The 16342-nt window shown below is 49.1% G+C and carries 14 protein-coding genes; 2 read left to right on the forward strand and 12 right to left on the reverse strand.

Translation table 11 applies throughout. From position 1 onward, the window contains the following. Positions 1-74: 74 nt before the first annotated feature. The 7 genes from tilS to tolQ form a co-directional block, all read right to left on the reverse strand. Positions 75-1340: a tRNA lysidine(34) synthetase TilS gene (tilS, locus tag ACN0IC_RS10485; protein ID WP_416878732.1), complete on the reverse strand. Its 1266-nt coding sequence runs from the start codon at positions 1338-1340 to the stop codon at positions 75-77. A gap of 42 nt (positions 1341-1382) precedes the next feature. Beyond that, positions 1383-2279 carry a tetratricopeptide repeat protein gene (locus tag ACN0IC_RS10490; RefSeq protein ID WP_416878733.1) on the reverse strand — a complete coding sequence of 299 codons (897 nt, stop codon included), beginning with the start codon at positions 2277-2279 and terminating at the stop codon, positions 1383-1385. A gap of 108 nt (positions 2280-2387) precedes the next feature. Further along, the gene (gene pal / locus ACN0IC_RS10495) at positions 2388-2954 is read right to left on the reverse strand and encodes a peptidoglycan-associated lipoprotein Pal (protein WP_416878734.1); all 567 of its coding nucleotides are present in this window, start codon (positions 2952-2954) and stop codon (positions 2388-2390) included. Between the two features lie 156 nt (positions 2955-3110). Next, positions 3111-4391 (reverse strand): Tol-Pal system beta propeller repeat protein TolB, encoded by a 1281-nt coding sequence (gene tolB, locus ACN0IC_RS10500; protein WP_416878765.1) that lies wholly within the window; start codon positions 4389-4391, stop codon positions 3111-3113. 79 nt (positions 4392-4470) lie between these two features. Further along, positions 4471-5292, reverse strand: a complete 822-nt coding sequence (locus ACN0IC_RS10505; RefSeq protein WP_416878735.1) for a cell envelope integrity protein TolA — start codon at positions 5290-5292, stop codon at positions 4471-4473. A gap of 15 nt (positions 5293-5307) precedes the next feature. Further along, entirely contained in the window at positions 5308-5763 is a 456-nt protein-coding gene (locus ACN0IC_RS10510) for an ExbD/TolR family protein (RefSeq protein WP_416878736.1), read from the reverse strand. Between the two features lies 1 nt (position 5764). Further along, complete coding sequence (gene tolQ / locus ACN0IC_RS10515) at positions 5765-6493, reverse strand: protein TolQ (protein WP_416878737.1); 729 nt, start codon at positions 6491-6493, stop codon at positions 5765-5767. A gap of 314 nt (positions 6494-6807) precedes the next feature. Between tolQ and ACN0IC_RS10520 the strand changes: the two genes are divergently transcribed. After that, complete coding sequence (locus ACN0IC_RS10520; RefSeq protein WP_416878738.1) at positions 6808-7173, forward strand: hypothetical protein; 366 nt, start codon at positions 6808-6810, stop codon at positions 7171-7173. Positions 7174-7193: 20 nt separating this feature from the next. Here ACN0IC_RS10520 and ACN0IC_RS10525 read toward each other — a convergent pair whose 3' ends face one another. From ACN0IC_RS10525 to ACN0IC_RS10540, 4 genes are read right to left on the reverse strand one after another with little or no spacing between them, the layout of a single operon-like run. After that, entirely contained in the window at positions 7194-7508 is a 315-nt protein-coding gene (locus tag ACN0IC_RS10525; RefSeq protein WP_416878739.1) for a hypothetical protein, read from the reverse strand. Positions 7509-7516: 8 nt separating this feature from the next. After that, the gene (gene prfA / locus ACN0IC_RS10530) at positions 7517-8596 is read right to left on the reverse strand and encodes a peptide chain release factor 1 (protein WP_416878740.1); all 1080 of its coding nucleotides are present in this window, start codon (positions 8594-8596) and stop codon (positions 7517-7519) included. Positions 8597-8634: 38 nt separating this feature from the next. Further along, a complete protein-coding gene (locus tag ACN0IC_RS10535) occupies positions 8635-10665 on the reverse strand; it encodes a TonB-dependent receptor (protein WP_416878741.1) in 2031 nt (676 codons plus the stop codon). Positions 10666-10704: 39 nt separating this feature from the next. Continuing rightward, a complete protein-coding gene (locus ACN0IC_RS10540) occupies positions 10705-11271 on the reverse strand; it encodes a TetR/AcrR family transcriptional regulator (protein ID WP_416878742.1) in 567 nt (188 codons plus the stop codon). A gap of 112 nt (positions 11272-11383) precedes the next feature. Here ACN0IC_RS10540 and ACN0IC_RS10545 point away from each other — a divergent pair, with 112 nt between their 5' ends. Continuing rightward, entirely contained in the window at positions 11384-12571 is a 1188-nt protein-coding gene (locus ACN0IC_RS10545; protein WP_416878743.1) for an alkane 1-monooxygenase, read from the forward strand. 33 nt (positions 12572-12604) lie between these two features. On the opposite strand, the gene ACN0IC_RS10550 is transcribed toward ACN0IC_RS10545, so the two are convergent. Then, positions 12605-16111, reverse strand: a complete 3507-nt coding sequence (locus ACN0IC_RS10550; protein WP_416878744.1) for a mechanosensitive ion channel domain-containing protein — start codon at positions 16109-16111, stop codon at positions 12605-12607. Between the last annotated feature and the right edge of the window lie 231 nt (positions 16112-16342).

The raw sequence follows: 16342 nt of genomic DNA on the forward strand, positions 1-16342 counted from the left end.
AAAGTCGTGCTACCTTATCACATAAGAAAGTCCGCGCCAAAATAAAGCCTGTATAAGCTTAATTCTACATACAATTATTGTTCATAATGAGCTTTTTGCCCTAGCGCAGCTTCAAGACGCCGTTTGGCAAGACAACGCACCGAAATTCCTTCAGATTCCCCTTCGCCTACCCCCAATATATTGGCGCCATTTTGCCATAAAGGAAGCGTCATTCTGACGGCCGGGGGATATTTCTTCACAGTTTCTGCGAGAATTTTAGGTAATTTCGTCATGTTTCCATAAAGCGGCGTCACCGTTATATCGCCGCGCACTGCCGTGGCGGTAAATCGCCCATCCCAAATATAAGGCACCCCCACGGGCAAAAATTGCCCGTCTGTCGCTGTTTGCTTTTTATTATATCGCCCTTTTACAGCCACAGCGTCGCGGCAAAGCAGAAATCCTTTAGCGTTCTTGGAAATTTGCGCGCCAGCAAGTGTAAGAGCTTTAAAATCTGACGCCCTCATTGCATTTAAGGCACGCCTAATTTTCGCTTGGTCTATTGGGCCACCTGTTCCGCTCACAATGCGAACCAGATGAACCAAAAGTTGCGGATAAGGAATGTCCGAAATGACGGCGCTCCCGTTTTTGTCCAGGCTCACGATAATATCGGCTTGTTCAGCCAGAATATTTCGTTCTTTGGATTTCGCTTTTTGCAAATCCCCAGCGGCCCCTAGCAATGACCCGACATATTTTGGCGTTTCTTGCAGGCTCTGACGTATTCTTACCCTTGTAAATTCGCGATTGGAATTACTCGGGTCTTCAACCCAATCCAACTCTTTGTCATACAGGTAAGCAAGAATTTCAGATTTCGAAACGGAAAGGAGCGGACGGCATAAAGTCACTTCGGCAAGCTGCGGCCAAAGGGGGGCGTATTTTTCAGGGCTCATGCCTGCCGCTCCGCGCCAGTCCGTGCCGTTGTCATATCGCATAACAAGAGTTTCTGCCTGATCATCTTGGTGATGCGCCGTTAGAAGTAGAGGAATTTTCTTGGAGCGGCAAAAGTCTCCCATAAGGTTATATCGCGCTTTGCGGGCTTTTTCTTGAAGACCGGATTTTAGAGCACCAGGCTTCCAACTGAGAATTTGCGCTGTAATCCCCAGCGCCTCTGCTCGCCTCTTGGTTAGCTTGGCCTCATGAAATGACGCCTTCCTCAAGCCATGATCAACTATAAGAGCGCAGTGGAGTTTGGGGGCGTTTCTCAATGCATGTAGCAAGGCCATGCTGTCCCCTCCGCCAGATACAGCAATAGCAAAAGGGGATATCGTTTTGGAATAAAAGGGAGGTAAGGTCTCTTTCAGCATTAAATTCTCAATATTGAGGCGACTAGCACAAGACCGAAGAATTTAGCATCCGGTACGGGCCGCCTCGACATTTGCTTTTTCTCTTACAGCTTCGCGGGCGTCCGGGAACTGGTTCGGAAAACTGGCCAGTGTCTGGCACGCCTCTGCTGTTTTGCCTAATTCGCGCAGAGCCGCGGCGAGGCGCACCATCGCATTTGGCGCTTTTTCTCCGTCCGGGTTTTTACGCATCGAAGCAATATAAGCATCCGCAGCATCCGCATAGCCGCCGCGAACAAAATAACTCTCCCCTAACCAGAAACTCATTTCTCCGGCGTCAGCGGCGTCGGGGTTAAATTCTAGGTATTGACTGAGCGACACTTGCGCGCCGGCGAAATCACCTTCGGCCAATTTCGTTTTCCCAATTTGGCCAAGCTGACTTACATCTTCTCCGAGCGGCATTTCAGGTTCAGAAATGGTGGTTTCCTCGCCAATTACCAACTCTTTTTCTTCATAAACAGGCGCGCCAGGAATAGCCGATGGTTGGCCGTCAATTTTGGGGCCGTATTCATAGGATTCCTCGCGGCCCTGCGTCTCTTGCACGACTAAGTCGACAGCATCTAAATGAATTCTGATCCGATTGGACAGTTCCTGCATGACGCGGATGTCGCCTTCTAGCGCATCAAGCTCAGAGACAAGATTTTCGCGCTCATAACGGAGGCGTTCTATTTCGCCCGTCAGACTGCGTTGAGATGTTTCGAGGCTATCCATACGGGCCATCAAGCGCTCTGCCGCTGGATCTCCTGTCAAGAGCCGTTGTTCAAGAATACTCACGCGTTGCGCCAGTTGAGCGTTTTGAGCTGCGAGTTCTCTCTTAGACTGCGCTTGCGCTGGCGACGCCAGACAAAGGGAAGCCGTCAGGCAGATTAAAATAAGTGATTTGACCTGTATATTTTTAAACATTTGAATCTCCTAATGTCTGTCTATAACAGACTTAACGCCCATTCACTAAGGAATGAGCGTTAAGAAATAGCCATATTTATGAACCCGCTATGAACGGAAAGGTGGCGTCTAGGACACGCCGCCTGACGTTAAATTCGTAAACCCATTCCGGTTACGAGCCCATCCTTCTTCATTGGAGCGTGGATCAATTGGACGTTCTTTACCATAAGAAACAGTGCTGAGACGGCTGGGGGCAATGCCTTGCGCAACAAGGAAAGCCCGCACGGCTTCTGCTCGTCTTGCACCAAGAGCCAGGTTATACTCCCGGGTTCCGCGTTCATCTGCGTGCCCTTCAATTATGGCATTCAAATTCGGATAGTTCGAAAGCCAGTTGGCTTGGCGAAGTAATTTATCACGCGCCTCACCTGTGAGTGTATATTGGTCGTAACCAAAATAAACGCGAGGCTCGCCGCCTGATTGGTAGGCGAAATCTTCAACGGAACCGGGCGTAGGCAAAGCCTCTGTCGTGGGAGCTACTACGGGGGGTTGCTGAATAGTTTCTCTTTCCGGCTCAACAGCTTGTGGAGGAGCCTGGGTTACAGGACGTTCCTGCACAGGAGCAGGCTTGGGTTTACTGGCGCAAGCAGATAGGGTTAGCACTGCGCTTCCCAAAAGAAATAGTTTAAGAGTTTTCATCAAAGGCTCCATTTGTAATCCGTGACGTTGGCATTTCATTCATGTCCAACATGTGACGGTGATTAAGAACGAGAATGCGGCAAAATCAAGGTCGCAGTAAGCAATAACGCCGATCTTTCCAAAAAGTTACCAAATTTATTCGATCCTTAGGTTAAGTTACGGCAATAATGGCGACCAGGCTGGGTCCGAGGCCTCCCCCGGAGTATTGACACGGCGTAGATTCTGCCCCGTCAGATCAACCGACCATATTTCACTTCGTGCGCCGCGACCGCGGGTTTCACGCGTAAAGGCGATGACCCGGCCATTCGGTGACCAGGTAGGACTTTCATCAAGATAGCTCTCCGTTAGAATACGCTCATTCTTACCGTCCGGGTCCATAACTCCAATCGAAAACCGGCCATTGAGACTCTTAACAAAAGCAATCTTATCTCCACGCGGCGACCAGACGGGCGCATTATATCGTCCTTTGCCAAAACTAATGCGCCTTTGATCGCTACCATCTGCATCCATAACATAGAGTTGAGGCGACCCCCCTCTATCGGAGTTATAAACAATACGGCGACCATCCGGTGAGAAGCTGCCTGAAACGTCAATAGCCGGATCGTTCGTCAAACGGCTGGTCGAGCGAGACATCAAATCCATTATGTAAATGTCAGTATCCCCTCGCCTTTCCATGGACATTACGAGTTTATTCCCATCCGGTGAAAAAGTCGGAGAAAAGGTCATGCCGGGGAAATCCCCCAAAAGCTCCCGACGGCCCGTTTCTATATCCAGAATATAAAGACGCGGATAAGTGTTTTCATAAGACAGGAAAACAATTTTCTGACTGCTTGGTGAGAAACGAGGCGTCAGAACCAGATCTGACCCAGCGAGGAGATATTGAGGATTTGCACCATCCTGATCCATAATTCCAAGGCGTCTCTGGCGATTAGTCTTCGATCCCTTTTCGTCAATAAAAACAATACGGCTGTCAAAGTAACCTTCTTCTCCGGTTAGCGCCTTATAGATTGCGTCCGACGCCTTGTGAGCTGTACGCCGCCAGTTTTGAGGTGTCGCTGCAAGACGAATTCCTGCCAATTGTTTGCCAGCAAAAACATCCCACAAACGAAATTCGACCCGGATACGATTTGCGTTTTCCTCGACAATACGTCCTGAAACCAGCGCTTCAGCCTTGATGACGCGCCAGTCAGCATAGGTCGGCTCATAATCAATATTGGTTTGAACTTCTAGAAAGCTGGCCGGATCAAGAGATCTGAATAATCCAGAGCGTTCAAGGTCAGCCCGTATGACTTCAGCGACTTGAGCGCCCAAATCTCGTCCTGCCTCAGACTGAGATATAAAGTCGGGGACGGCAATGGGGGTCGGCTCCAGATTGCCTTTTGTGATATCGATTTCCAGCTGCGCCTGAGCGGCAAACGGCCAAGCGAAGGCTGCCATTATAATAGTTAGTAATAGTCGAATAAACACTTTCACAGAAGAGTCCTTTGCTTAATTAGCTATCAGTTTCTTACGCGCCTTACAATTGCGGAGCAAAATTCAAAGTCAAATTGCGCCATTCTGAGTATTTCTCATCCGGTAAGAAATCATAAGGGGCGCATTGCGATACGGCCCGAACCGCGCGTTGTTCCGCAACTTCCCAAAAAGGATTTCCCGGGTCATTTCGACGGGATGCCATGCGGTTTTTAACTTTTACATCTTCAACAAAACCTCCAGGCAGGAGTTTCACATCCAATTTAACGATAAGTTTCTCTGGGTTTTGGGCGTCGGCCGGAATTCTCCAGCATTTATACATTGCCGATTGAAGGGCATCGAGTTCAGAAAGGGTCATATCTGTTCCCGCCCCTGAGCCGGAGCGCGCAGCCTCGGCAAAACGATAGGTATTCTGCTCAGACTCCAGAGTTTTTTGTTTATTCTTTTCCGGAGAGGTATCGCGTGTTTTGTTCACAAGGCCCGAAAGTTTATCCAAATCAAAAGCAGGCTCGTCCGGGGTTTCAGGCACCTCTTCCCGCTTGTCGGGAGCTTCCGCTGGTTCTTTAGCAGCTTCAGGAATAACGGCTTCGGCCGTTTTCTCGACTGGCTCCTCCATGCGTTCAGTTATGTCAGGCGCCTCTTCTTCCGCATTTTCCATTGGCGTTTCAAGCACCATAGGAGCTTCGGGCTCGGCTTCAGGCAATTTTTCTTTTGGCTTGCGAATAGCTGCAGAGATGTTTGTTGTCTCACTTATGGAAACAAGGTCAATTGGAATAACCCGCGTTTCCTCAAACGGTCTCACTTCACCTGAAAAAGAAATCAGGCCGACCGTTACAGCGGCAACATGGAGGCCAATGGATATCGGCATACCGAATTTCATGAATTACTGAGACACCGGATCTGTGACGAGCCCGAGGTTTGAGAAACCGGCAGCATTGACCCGTGCCATGACTTTCATCACTGCGCCGTAATCGGAGTTTTCGTCTGCACGCAGATAGATGCGTTCTTCATACCCATTTGCGGCAATTGCAGAAAGTTTCGGGGCGAGCTCGTCCAAACTCACTTGGGCTTCTTGAATGAATATACCGCCATCTTTATCGACTGAAATAGTTATAGGTTCGGTCTGGCTTGGCAGGCTCTTTGCGTCTGTTTTCGGAAGCTCCAAAGGCACGCCAACAGAAAGCAGTGGAGCGGCCACCATGAAGACAATCAGCAATACCAACATAACATCGACGAGCGGCGTTACATTGATATCAGAATTGAGACGACCTCCGCGATTGCGGCGGCGTCCACTACCGCGCCCTGTTCTACCGGTGCGGGAAGAAACGGAAGCGCCCATTTTACTGCCCCTTGCTTATTTTGCGTGAAAGGATGGCTGAGAGTTCGTCAGCATATCCTTCAATCCGGCCGCCATAAGCATCGAGATCATTGCTATATTTGTTATAAAAAACCAGGGCCGGGATCGCTGCGATGAGGCCCAAGGCCGTAGCAAACAAGGCCTCGGCAATACCCGGAGCCACAACGGAAAGATTTGTATTCTGGCTTGCTGCAATCGCGCGGAAAGCATTCATGATGCCCCAAACAGTCCCGAACAAGCCGACAAAGACGGACGCGGAAGACACGGTCGCCAAGACTGCCATACCGCGCTCGGCTTTGGCCATTTCTCGATTAATGACCAGGTTCATGACCGAATCAATGCGCTGGCGCGTGCTCTGCAAGGCACTCTCGGTTCTTGGGGACGTCCTGCTTTCACTATATTCCCGCATAGCGGCGGAAAAGATACGCGCCATGGGATCGCGCGTATCGCGCCCAAGTGAAGCAGAGAGGTCTTCCAATGTCCGGCCGGACCAAAAAGTATCTTCAAAATCGGTCGCCCGTCGTTTGAGCATAAAAAACATAATCGCTTTGTCTATTGCGACCCCCCAAGACCAGAGCGAAGCAATAATAAGTAAAACCATGACGCCTTTGACGACCCAGTCAGCCCGAAGAAAGAGAGACCAAAAGGAAAACTGGTCGTTCGAAACGGGCTCCAAAGCTGTTGTCACCTGAAAAATCAGATCAATCATCATAATTACGGCCTTCGCTTGCAGGATTCGCTATCTGCGCGATCCATGATAAATACTTATGTCATTTCTGGGGCAGGATAGGCAGAGCTGCAGCTGTCTTCCAATTAATAGGCTGTAACATCCGGGCCTGCGCCCAACTTTGCCAGTACACATAAAATTATGCCTGAAAAGAAAGTGTTAACCATAAAGCGAAATATCTGAAAATTCAGTGTAAAACTTAAAAAACTTGCTTTTTGCCTCATAATTGGCGCAGTCTAGTCATGGTTTTGTCTATCGAGAGCTGTTAAGACTTAGATGAAACTTTACAGGAGTCTGATATGCGCCGATTTACTTTACTCGCTTTACTTTGCGGAACGGTCTTTACAGCCTGTCAGACTACTCAGCCCGACGCGCCTACGACAATTGTTGCCCCGGAAACGGTTCAAACGTGCATGTCTGTCTCAAGCCTGACAAAGAAAGTTATCCCGGCGGAGACGAAAGTCCAATATGCCATTACGGAAATTGATAATCCACCTTACGAACCCATTCAGACAAAAGTGAAGCAGATAAAGGTCGTGAAGCCCGCAGAGGTTGTCTATGTAAATGAAGAGGGTAGCCAGATTGTCGACATTTGCGAAACAAATATCGAGATCGGCGAAATCGGACCTGGCGTAGGAGAAGTCATACCCGAACCGGAGAGCTAAATAGCCCCTTTTGGGTATTTTTAAGCGTTCAAGAAATCAGCTGTGACCTCGCCGGCCCATAAAATCTCACTGGGCTCGCAAATTTCAGCCCAAATTAGTCGGGTTTTGACAAAGTCTTCGGTCGGCACGACCTGTTGTGATGACTCGAAGGTCGATTTGTCGGGCCATTCCGCATAGGCATAAAAAGCGCCGTCCTCTCCTTTATGGAGCCGAGACCCCAAAGCGCCCGCATTTTCCTGAAAAAATGTGGTCACGCTCGACCAACACTCAACAAATTGCTTTTCGGTTTCCGGTGAAGGCGCCGTGAGCATAAACTTATAACTGATAGCAAACATAGCTCGGCTTAACCCTGCATTTCCATCTGAGCAAGGCGCGCCGCCTGATCTTCGGCCATGAGGGCATCCACAACATCGTTCAAAGCATCACCGGCAACGATCTTATCCAGATTATAAAGCGTTAGACCGATGCGGTGATCCGTGACCCGGCCTTGCGGATAATTATAAGTGCGGATGCGTTCAGATCTGTCACCGGAACCGACCTGCCCTGAGCGCTCTTCGGCGCGTTCGGAGTCGATACGTTGCTTTTCCATGTCGTATAGCTTCATTTTCAACAGACGCTCCGCGTTCGCGCGGTTCATATGCTGGGATTTGGCATCGCAAACAACAACGACGCCGGTAGGAACATGGGTCATACGGACGGCTGAGTCGGTTTTGTTGACGTGCTGACCACCTGCCCCGGACGCCCGCATCGTATCGACCCGGACGTCGTTCATGGAAAATCCGATATCAATATCGGCTGGTTCGGGCAAAACCGCTACTGTCGCGGCAGAGGTATGTATACGGCCCTGGGTTTCAGTCACGGGAACGCGCTGCACCCGGTGAACCCCGGACTCAAATTTCATTTTGCCGTAAGCCCCGGAGCCAGAAACAGAAGCGACGATTTCTTTATACCCGCCCATATCCGCCTCGGCTTCACTTTCCACCTCAACCTTCCAGCCCTGAATGGAGGCGTAGCGCGCATACATGGCGAATAAATCGCCCGCAAAAATTGCGGCTTCATCCCCGCCCGTTCCGGCGCGGATTTCCAGAACAATCGAGGCGCTGTCATCCTTGTCTTTAGGCAATAAGAGAAGAGAGACTTCTTTTTCCAGCGCCGGAAGCGACTCTTTAAGAGTTTGCATCTCTTCTTTCGCCATGGCCTTCATTTCAGCGCCGTTCTCCGGATCCGCAGCCATCGCTTCGAGATCGCTCATTTCGGAGCGGACATTACGAAGTTTTCGGACGCCTTCTGCAATCGGTTTCAGCTCGGCATAATCTTTGCCAAGTTGAACAATTTCGTCACTATCCATCGTCGCGCTCATTCGCGCTTCGATTTGTTCAAAACGGTCTAGGACTTGGGCAAGTTTTATATCTGGGATGTGCATCAGGGCGGGTTAGTCTGTTAAAGTGTCGCGGTCAATTCTTAGAAATCAGCGCTCACGCCCAAAAACAGGGTTCTCGGACGTCCCGGGAAATAACGCTCATTTCCAAAAGCAAAGTCTGCCCTGTCAGCATATCTCTTGTCGAACAGATTATCAATTCTGCCGTGGAATTTTACGGCTTCCGTCAAATCGAAGCTTCCCCGGAGGACAAAGACATCATGGCCCGGATATCTTTCCGTGTTCCCCGGATTGGTGAAATAGCTTCCGATATGCCGCCATTCCAGTTCAAGGGTTGAAGCGCTACTGGGACGACTGGTGAGTCTTACGGTGGAGATTGTGTCCGGAGCCGTATCTACCCGGTCCCCATCCGTAATGTTGTTGGCCGGAGAGCCTTCGTCCAAACTGAAGTCATATGTGTGACGCGCTAATGTCCCATCACCAGACACGGACAGCCAGTCGGTTAAATTCGCTGAGAAGCTGGCTTCGATACCCGTATGCCGGGTTTTGCCGTTGACGACATTAAAGCCATTGGCATTCCGGAAAAAGAAATTATCCTTCCATTGCGTAAAGGCCGCGAACTCGAACTGAGCCGCACCTAAGTCTTTCTTGAAACCGGCCTCCAGACTGTCGAGGGTTTCTACATCCGCCTCCCCGGCAACCTGATTAAGCTGAACCGAGTAAAGATCTGTGACTTGTGGTGCGCGGGAGCCCCTCGCGGCCCGTATATATATGAGAGACTGATCATTGAGGTGGTGGCGCAGACTGACTTTCGGCGTCACTGTCAAGAAGTCATCGTTTCGGTCCTCAACGCGGATGAAACGGCCGCTTCGGCCCGTATCTGCGCGGTTGTCATAATTGTAATTCGTATATTCCGCCCTGACCCCGAGATCGAGCGTCGTAGAGGAGCCGAGTTCAAAATCCCTTTGCGCATAGAGCGCCCCGACCAATGCCTTTACGTCATAATCAAAATGCAGTCCCTGAGTGAAAGAGAACTGATCCGGATTGTCCTGAAACTCGAATAAGAAGCCGTCCGTATATTCAACATCTGCGCCAACATTGAAGGACTCGCCGAAGAAGGCGGTTTGTAATCCAATTGAGCTATGACCGTTCTTTTCCAAAGCCTGGCCGGGAACAAAGTGCCGCAAAAAACGCAACTCAACCCGGCGCGCATATGGCGTCAGAGTAAGTGTATTTTCTCCAAAATCTTTGGCAAACCGAGCCTGGGTACGATAGCTCTTGCCATCTCTAAAGGCTTCTGGATTCGGGTTGGTAAACCGAATGGCGTCATCTTTATATGCGTCATCCCCCTCGATGAACCCGGCTGTTTCCTGATTGAGATTGTTAAAGGAACTGAGCCAGTCGACAGACCAGTCTCCAAACCCGCCGCGATATTTCAATTGCAGCTTTTGCTGGTCAAAGCCGCTATTATCGCGAAAGCCATCATCATGAGCCAAAGAAGCGGAAAGTCGAAATGATCCGCTTGATAAACTCGCAAGTCCTGAGACGAAGCCGTCTTCACTGCCCAGAAATTTAACCGTATTTCTGCCCTCAACCTCTTTCGAATTTATATTTATAAGTCCATGAACGGCGTTTGAGCCATATTGAGCCGGACCTGGACCTTTGAAAACTTCGAGGCTCTGAGCAAAGTCGGTTCCCCCTTCAAATAGGCCATTTACATTTGCAAAGCCTGCCGCGCGCAAAGGGACGCCGTCTTCAAGATAAAGAAAACTGCCTGCCCCGGCCCCTCCGGTCAGAACAGGAGAGCGAATGGCGGTCAAATGTTCCTGACCGCTGCCTCTATGAATGTTCACACCTGCGACGCGGTTAAGCGCCTCAGCCGGATGGACGGCTGAAATCTTTTCCAGCCTTTCAGCCCCTAGGACGTCGACACTTGCGGGGACGTTCCAAATTGAAAAATCAGCATCGTAAATACCTTTGACGATGATTTCATCCGACTCAGTAGAAGCTCCACTTTTATTTGAAAGACTCGAAAGGGGCTGGTCTTGAGCGAATGAAGCAGAAGACAGGGCCCAGAGGCCAAGACTTAGACAGAGTAGTGTTTTGATGTGCATTAGCGCGCTATGGCCAGAGTGTTCCGCTCTGGCAAGGGGCTATTTCGGCGCAGCTAGTAATGCATCAATGAGACGCAGGGTAAACTTGGCCATGACTTCCCGCGGTGTTTTGTCAAATTTCATAATCGCCATCATGTTGGCCGCATTATAAACGATGAGTGCATCGGTCTCATTATTAAGCGGAGCCGGCATAATGGATTTCATCAAATCAAGAATATGCCTCCTTGTCGCAAGATATTGCGGGCGTAGATCAGGGTTAAACGAAACGGACCAGCTCAAATAGGCTTTCAGAGTAGCGGGGCGATCTTCAATCATTTTTTCATAGGCTACAGACATTGATAAGATCTGCTCTTTAGCTCCTCCGCCAGTGTCTGGCAGAGTTTTAAACATCTCCACAACATGCGTTTCGATTTCATTGAGGACATCCTGAGTGAGCGCTTCCCGCGTCGGAAAATAGTTGAAAACGGTGGCGGTCGAGACGCCGGCACGTTTTGCAATATCACCATGACCCGTTCGCTCAATGCCCATTTCGGCAAAAGTTTCAATGGCAGTTTCTACTAATTGATGCCGCCGGGCTTCCGGGCTTAGTCTATTTCGGCTGCGCATAGAATAACCTGTAGAGTAAGGATTTATGATCGTGAGCTGCCCTAGCCCTTTATTGAAGAATTGACAATTCCTTCAAATCTGTTAATGATAAATCTATCAATAGGAGAAGTTCATGGCATTTATAGAAACTCTCAGTGCAAAGCCTGAATGGAAGCGTCACCTCTGGTTGATTTCCCTAACTTTCCCGACAACGCCTCTGCTTGGTATAGGGCTGGCTTTAGCAACAGGAAACCCGCACTGGGTTTGGCTGCCAGTTCTGATGTTTTACGTTCTTGTCCCAGCCCTGGATTACTTTGTCGGAAATGACAAATATGATTTATTGGGGCTTATTCAGGATGAGGTGCGCAGCTCCCAATTCTATAAATTCATGGTTCACGCCATGTTGCCGGCCATTTATCTGACCTGGATAGGCGGAGCTTGGTTTTTCACAAAACAAGCTTGGCCTTGGGACATCTATCTTGCACTCGGGTTAAGTCATGGCTGGGGCTTGGCTTTTGCAATTAACGCGGGTCACGAAACCGGACATAAAACAGATAAAGTGTCAAAATGGTTTGCGCTTCTTATGCTTCTGCCCAGTTTTTACGGGCATTTCCGTATAGAACATAATATGGGTCATCACTCTGATGTCGCAACGCCGCGCGATCATGCAACATCTCGCTTCGGGGAAAGCTATTATCATTTCATGGGCCGCGAATATCCCGGCGCTTGGAAACGCTCTTGGAATATTGAGTGTAAGCGCGCCGAACGGAAAGGCTATTCCCGCTTTTCTTTGAAAAATGAAGTGGTGCTTTCGACGGTCATGGCCCTTGCTGTCTGGGGCGCAATGATTGCCATTTTTGGGCTTGGCGTTTTGGCCTATATGCTCCTGGCCTGGTTTGTCTCGGCAACGGCCTTAACCTCTCAAAATTATATCGCCCATTACGGGCTATTACGCGCTCGCCGTGCGGACGGAAAATTCCTACCTTGCGAGCCCCATCACAGCTGGAACTGCAACTTGCTGGTCACCAACCTCACGAGCTTCAACCTCGCACGTCACTCTGACCACCACGCCAATCCCTCTCGGCACTACCAATATCTGCGCCAGTTTCAGGAAGTCCCTGCCCTTCCCTATGGATATATGTTGATGTTTTTAATTGGGTATGTGCCTCCACTCTTCCGCAAAGTCATGAACCCGCTTGTTTTGAAAAACGTGGATGGAGATATGAGCAAGGTTCTGACAGATGAATATGTTCGTCAATGGGAAGCTGATCAAAAGGCGGCAAATTTTACGAACTCAAAAGCTCAATACGTCTCGATCTAGGGCCTTCCTTTAGGGCCAGTAATATTTCCCACATCACTTTTTTGGTTTTGGTGATGTTTTAGATGGTGTTTTCGGCGCTGGTTTTTTATTTCCGCTGGCCTTACTTGATGAGTCATCCGGCGAAATTTTCAACGGTATGTTCTGCGACATGATATTGAGATCCCGTTGTGGGAACGGAATAGTAATGCCCGCTTTCGCGAGCGTTTTGTTGATCTCAGTATGAATTGTGTGAGTCATGGGGATACGCTCATCAAAGGTACGGAGAAAAACGCGCACTTCGAAATCAAGAGAACTGTCGCCAAAACCCATAAATAAAACCGCTGGAGGTGGATTGTCCAAAACCTTTGGAAGCTTTTTGACAGTCTCGAGCATTAATTCGCGCGCTTTGTCAGTGTCCGAACCATACGCAATACCAACTTTCACAATTAACCGCGTCACAGAATTGGAAAGTGTCCAGTTCGTCACACGCTCGCTAATCAAGGCTTCGTTTGGAATTAAAATCTCTCGATTATCGAGATCGTTCAGCGTCGTGGCGCGAATTTTAATGCGCGAGACTATCCCGCTTTCTTCGCCAATTGTGACATAGTCCCCAATCCGAACGGGACGCTCGAATAAGATAATCAAACCAGAGACGAAATTCGCAATAATTTTTTGTAAACCAAACCCAATACCGACCGAGAGACCTGCCGCGACAAACTTTAGCTGTGACCATTGCAGACCCAGCCTGTCAAAGCCAACAACCAGACCGATCCCGACAATGATATAGCCTAAAATCGTCACGACAGCATAGCGAGTCCCGGGCTCCACTCCGACGCGATTTAAGATGAAAATCTCGAGAAAACCCGGCAAATTTCGGGCTGCAATAAATGTCAAAGCCAGAATCAACAGAGACTGCAATACGTTCCAAAGCGTCACAGCCTGTTCAATCGGATTGTTCAACTGATCCATTTCGCCGGTTTTGTAAGTCCAGACATCAACGCCATCAAAAATCGAAAGAGCTGGCAGGAGTGAAGCCCAATTCGCCCACATCAGAACGGCGAAGGCGATTATAATGAGAGTGTTCAGAAGCTGAGATGACTGACGGGTCAAAGAAGAAACATCAATTTCTTTTGTATCAACTTTCGGAGGCGGTGACATTTCTTCGCCTCGCTCTTCTGCCGCTTCTTTTTCCCGACGGGCTTTAATAGCAGCATCGCGACGCTCAATGGCCTGGCGATAACGAAGCTGGCGCTGCGCTACGATAATAACGCGGCGGATCGTTCCCCAGACAAGGTAAGTCAGGAACAAAAGCAAAGCGGACATGAAAAACCGCCAAAGCAATTCATCAGCTGTTTCATAATATCCTGTCGCAGCCAGAATTGCCGCCCCAACAGGAATACCGATTATGAAAAAGGAAATCAGACCATTGTAGCGAATAAACCAGCCGGGATTACTTGACGTATTTGTAAATTTCTTTTTCTCAGAAAGCGTAATTCTGAATCCGAAGACTGCGAGTCCAAGGCATGTCAGAATAAAGAGGAATAGTGACAGACCTTCGTAAATGTCTGCACTATTCATGTCAGTTGTCAGGGCAAGTAAGCCGGATGTAATGCCGACGACCGGAACAAACCATCTGAGTTGTTTGTTCACGACCAAACGGACATTCGTCGCCATTTTAAAGTGGGTTCCAAAAAGAGATTTATCACGGTCCCAGACGCGCCATGTCAGAAAAACAAAGAGGAAAATGCTGAGAAAGTAAGACGCGTTCTTGAGGCCTTCAACAAACGGGTCTGCCAGATCAACCAAGTCAAACAGGATACCTAGTAATAGGAAGAACAGGGGAAGCGGTAAAGCCATCAGGCCGCCTGCGGCGAGGACTGCAGGCGTATGCCAAGCACTATCAACTTTAACCCGTCCAACTTCTGAGGATCGTTTTTTGATATTTTCAAGTAAACGCGGCCGACTTTGATAGAGGCCAAGAATTACAATGCCAAATAAAAGGGCGAGCGGCCAGAGTTTAGAGAGCTGTTCAGCTAGTGTTTTATAAAAAAGACTAATATGATCGAGAGAAAATAGCTCCAGAGTACCGCGGACGATTTTTGGTCCCCAGTCCACTCCAATTGCTGGTACACTTGGAATCCACAGCAACTTCTCGTCAAGCAGGTTTTGTAACTCTTGAGTAGTCTCCAACAAAGTTTCCTGAGCTGTTTGGAGCTGCCGGATATCTGTAACTCTATCCGTGCCTTCAGTCGAAATCCGCAATAATAATGACCTTTGGGAATCCTTTAGAGCCTGAAGGGCCAGGATGTCTTCAGGCGCGAATTCGGGGAGAGTTGGATTTGCGCGCCTTGCAGTTTTGAGAATGGCACTAGGGTCAACTCGTCCGACTGAAAGGTCACGAAGCGCCTCTTGTGCAATTAAACGCTGACGCGTTGCATTTACCAATAAATTCTGTGTTCGGTTCAAATCCGCACGAATTGCGGCCGGCGATACAAGCTGATTACCTAATCGCCTCAGAGTTGCCCCAGCATCCCGGTCCAGACTCTCCAAAGCGGCCAGATCCTTGGCAACATCCAGATCCTCTAACACATCATCCTGACGCGAACGCGCAGATGCCGTATTCCGAGAAATTGCAGCTTCGCTCGCAGCCAATTCTCTAACCTGTTCGGCCAGTTCTAAATTGCGCTGCGCCATGGCCGTAATGACGGGATGTAAACCACTATAGCGTTCGGACTCCGCCAAAACTGAATTTTGAAGTTGCAAAGCTTCGTTTAGGCGGCGTTGTCCGGTACGTTCCTGCAAGGCCTGTACCTCTCGTGACAATTCCCGCGACTGCAATTCAGCCAGTGTTTGTCGGGAGTTTATGATTTCGCCTCGTCTCGGAAGGCTCGCAATTTCACGCTCTAATGTTTCAATTTGCTGACGGCGGTATTTCGCTTTTATCCTGAGGTTAATCCGGCGCGCCCGTCCAATGGGGTCAGTTGCTGTATCTACCTCACCTAAATCCGCCAACCCTGAAACAATTGTTCCCAATTCGTTTCTAACCTCCGTCAATTCTTTTGGTGCATTGACCTGACGGGTGTTAAGCACCTGCAGACTGCTTCGATACCCATCCATTTCAGAACGAAGCGCTCGAAGCTCAGACTCACGTGAAGCCAAATCCTGCTCAAGCTCGAGCAAGTCTTCCTCGCGCATCGGTTCATCCCCAAGATTCATCGTTTCTAGAGGGTCACTGTCGAGTTGATCTTTTGCCGCCTCGATTTCATCTTTGAGGCTTTTTATGAGGCTTGCGGAATTGGTCAGATCGGACTGATATTGAGCTTCCTGTTCCTCTGCCAGAGCATTATCCTGCAATCGTTGAAGTGCTTCTTTATAAAGGTCTCTGGCTGTTTTAATTTGCTCTTCCGACAAATCCGCATTGTCTTCCAAGTCTTGAATACTGGCTTCAATCGAAGAACTCGACGGTACAGGAGCAGTAGCGCTCGTCTGGGCATATGAGGGAGAAACCGCTTGAAGCAGGCATATCATAAAAACCGAGACTGTAATCAGAGTATGGCGCATCGAAACGGTCAGCCTTGATCAAAAGAATTAATTTTCATTGATAAACAAACATGGCGCTTTCGCAAGACCGTTCACAACTTTGAGGCTGTTATTTCAATAAGATAGGTAAAGAGGTGAGAGCCTTTATTATCCCTTCCCCTCACCTCAAAGCGCACCTTCTGAAGGGCAATAGTCAGGTGCATTTCATATACGCATAACTCAGAATGACTGTTTCTTTTCTTTTGCACCTTG

Origin of the sequence: Litorimonas sp. (assembly GCA_029936425.1) — a bacterium.
In the GTDB taxonomy this organism is placed as follows: Bacteria; Pseudomonadota; Alphaproteobacteria; order Caulobacterales; family Maricaulaceae; genus Litorimonas.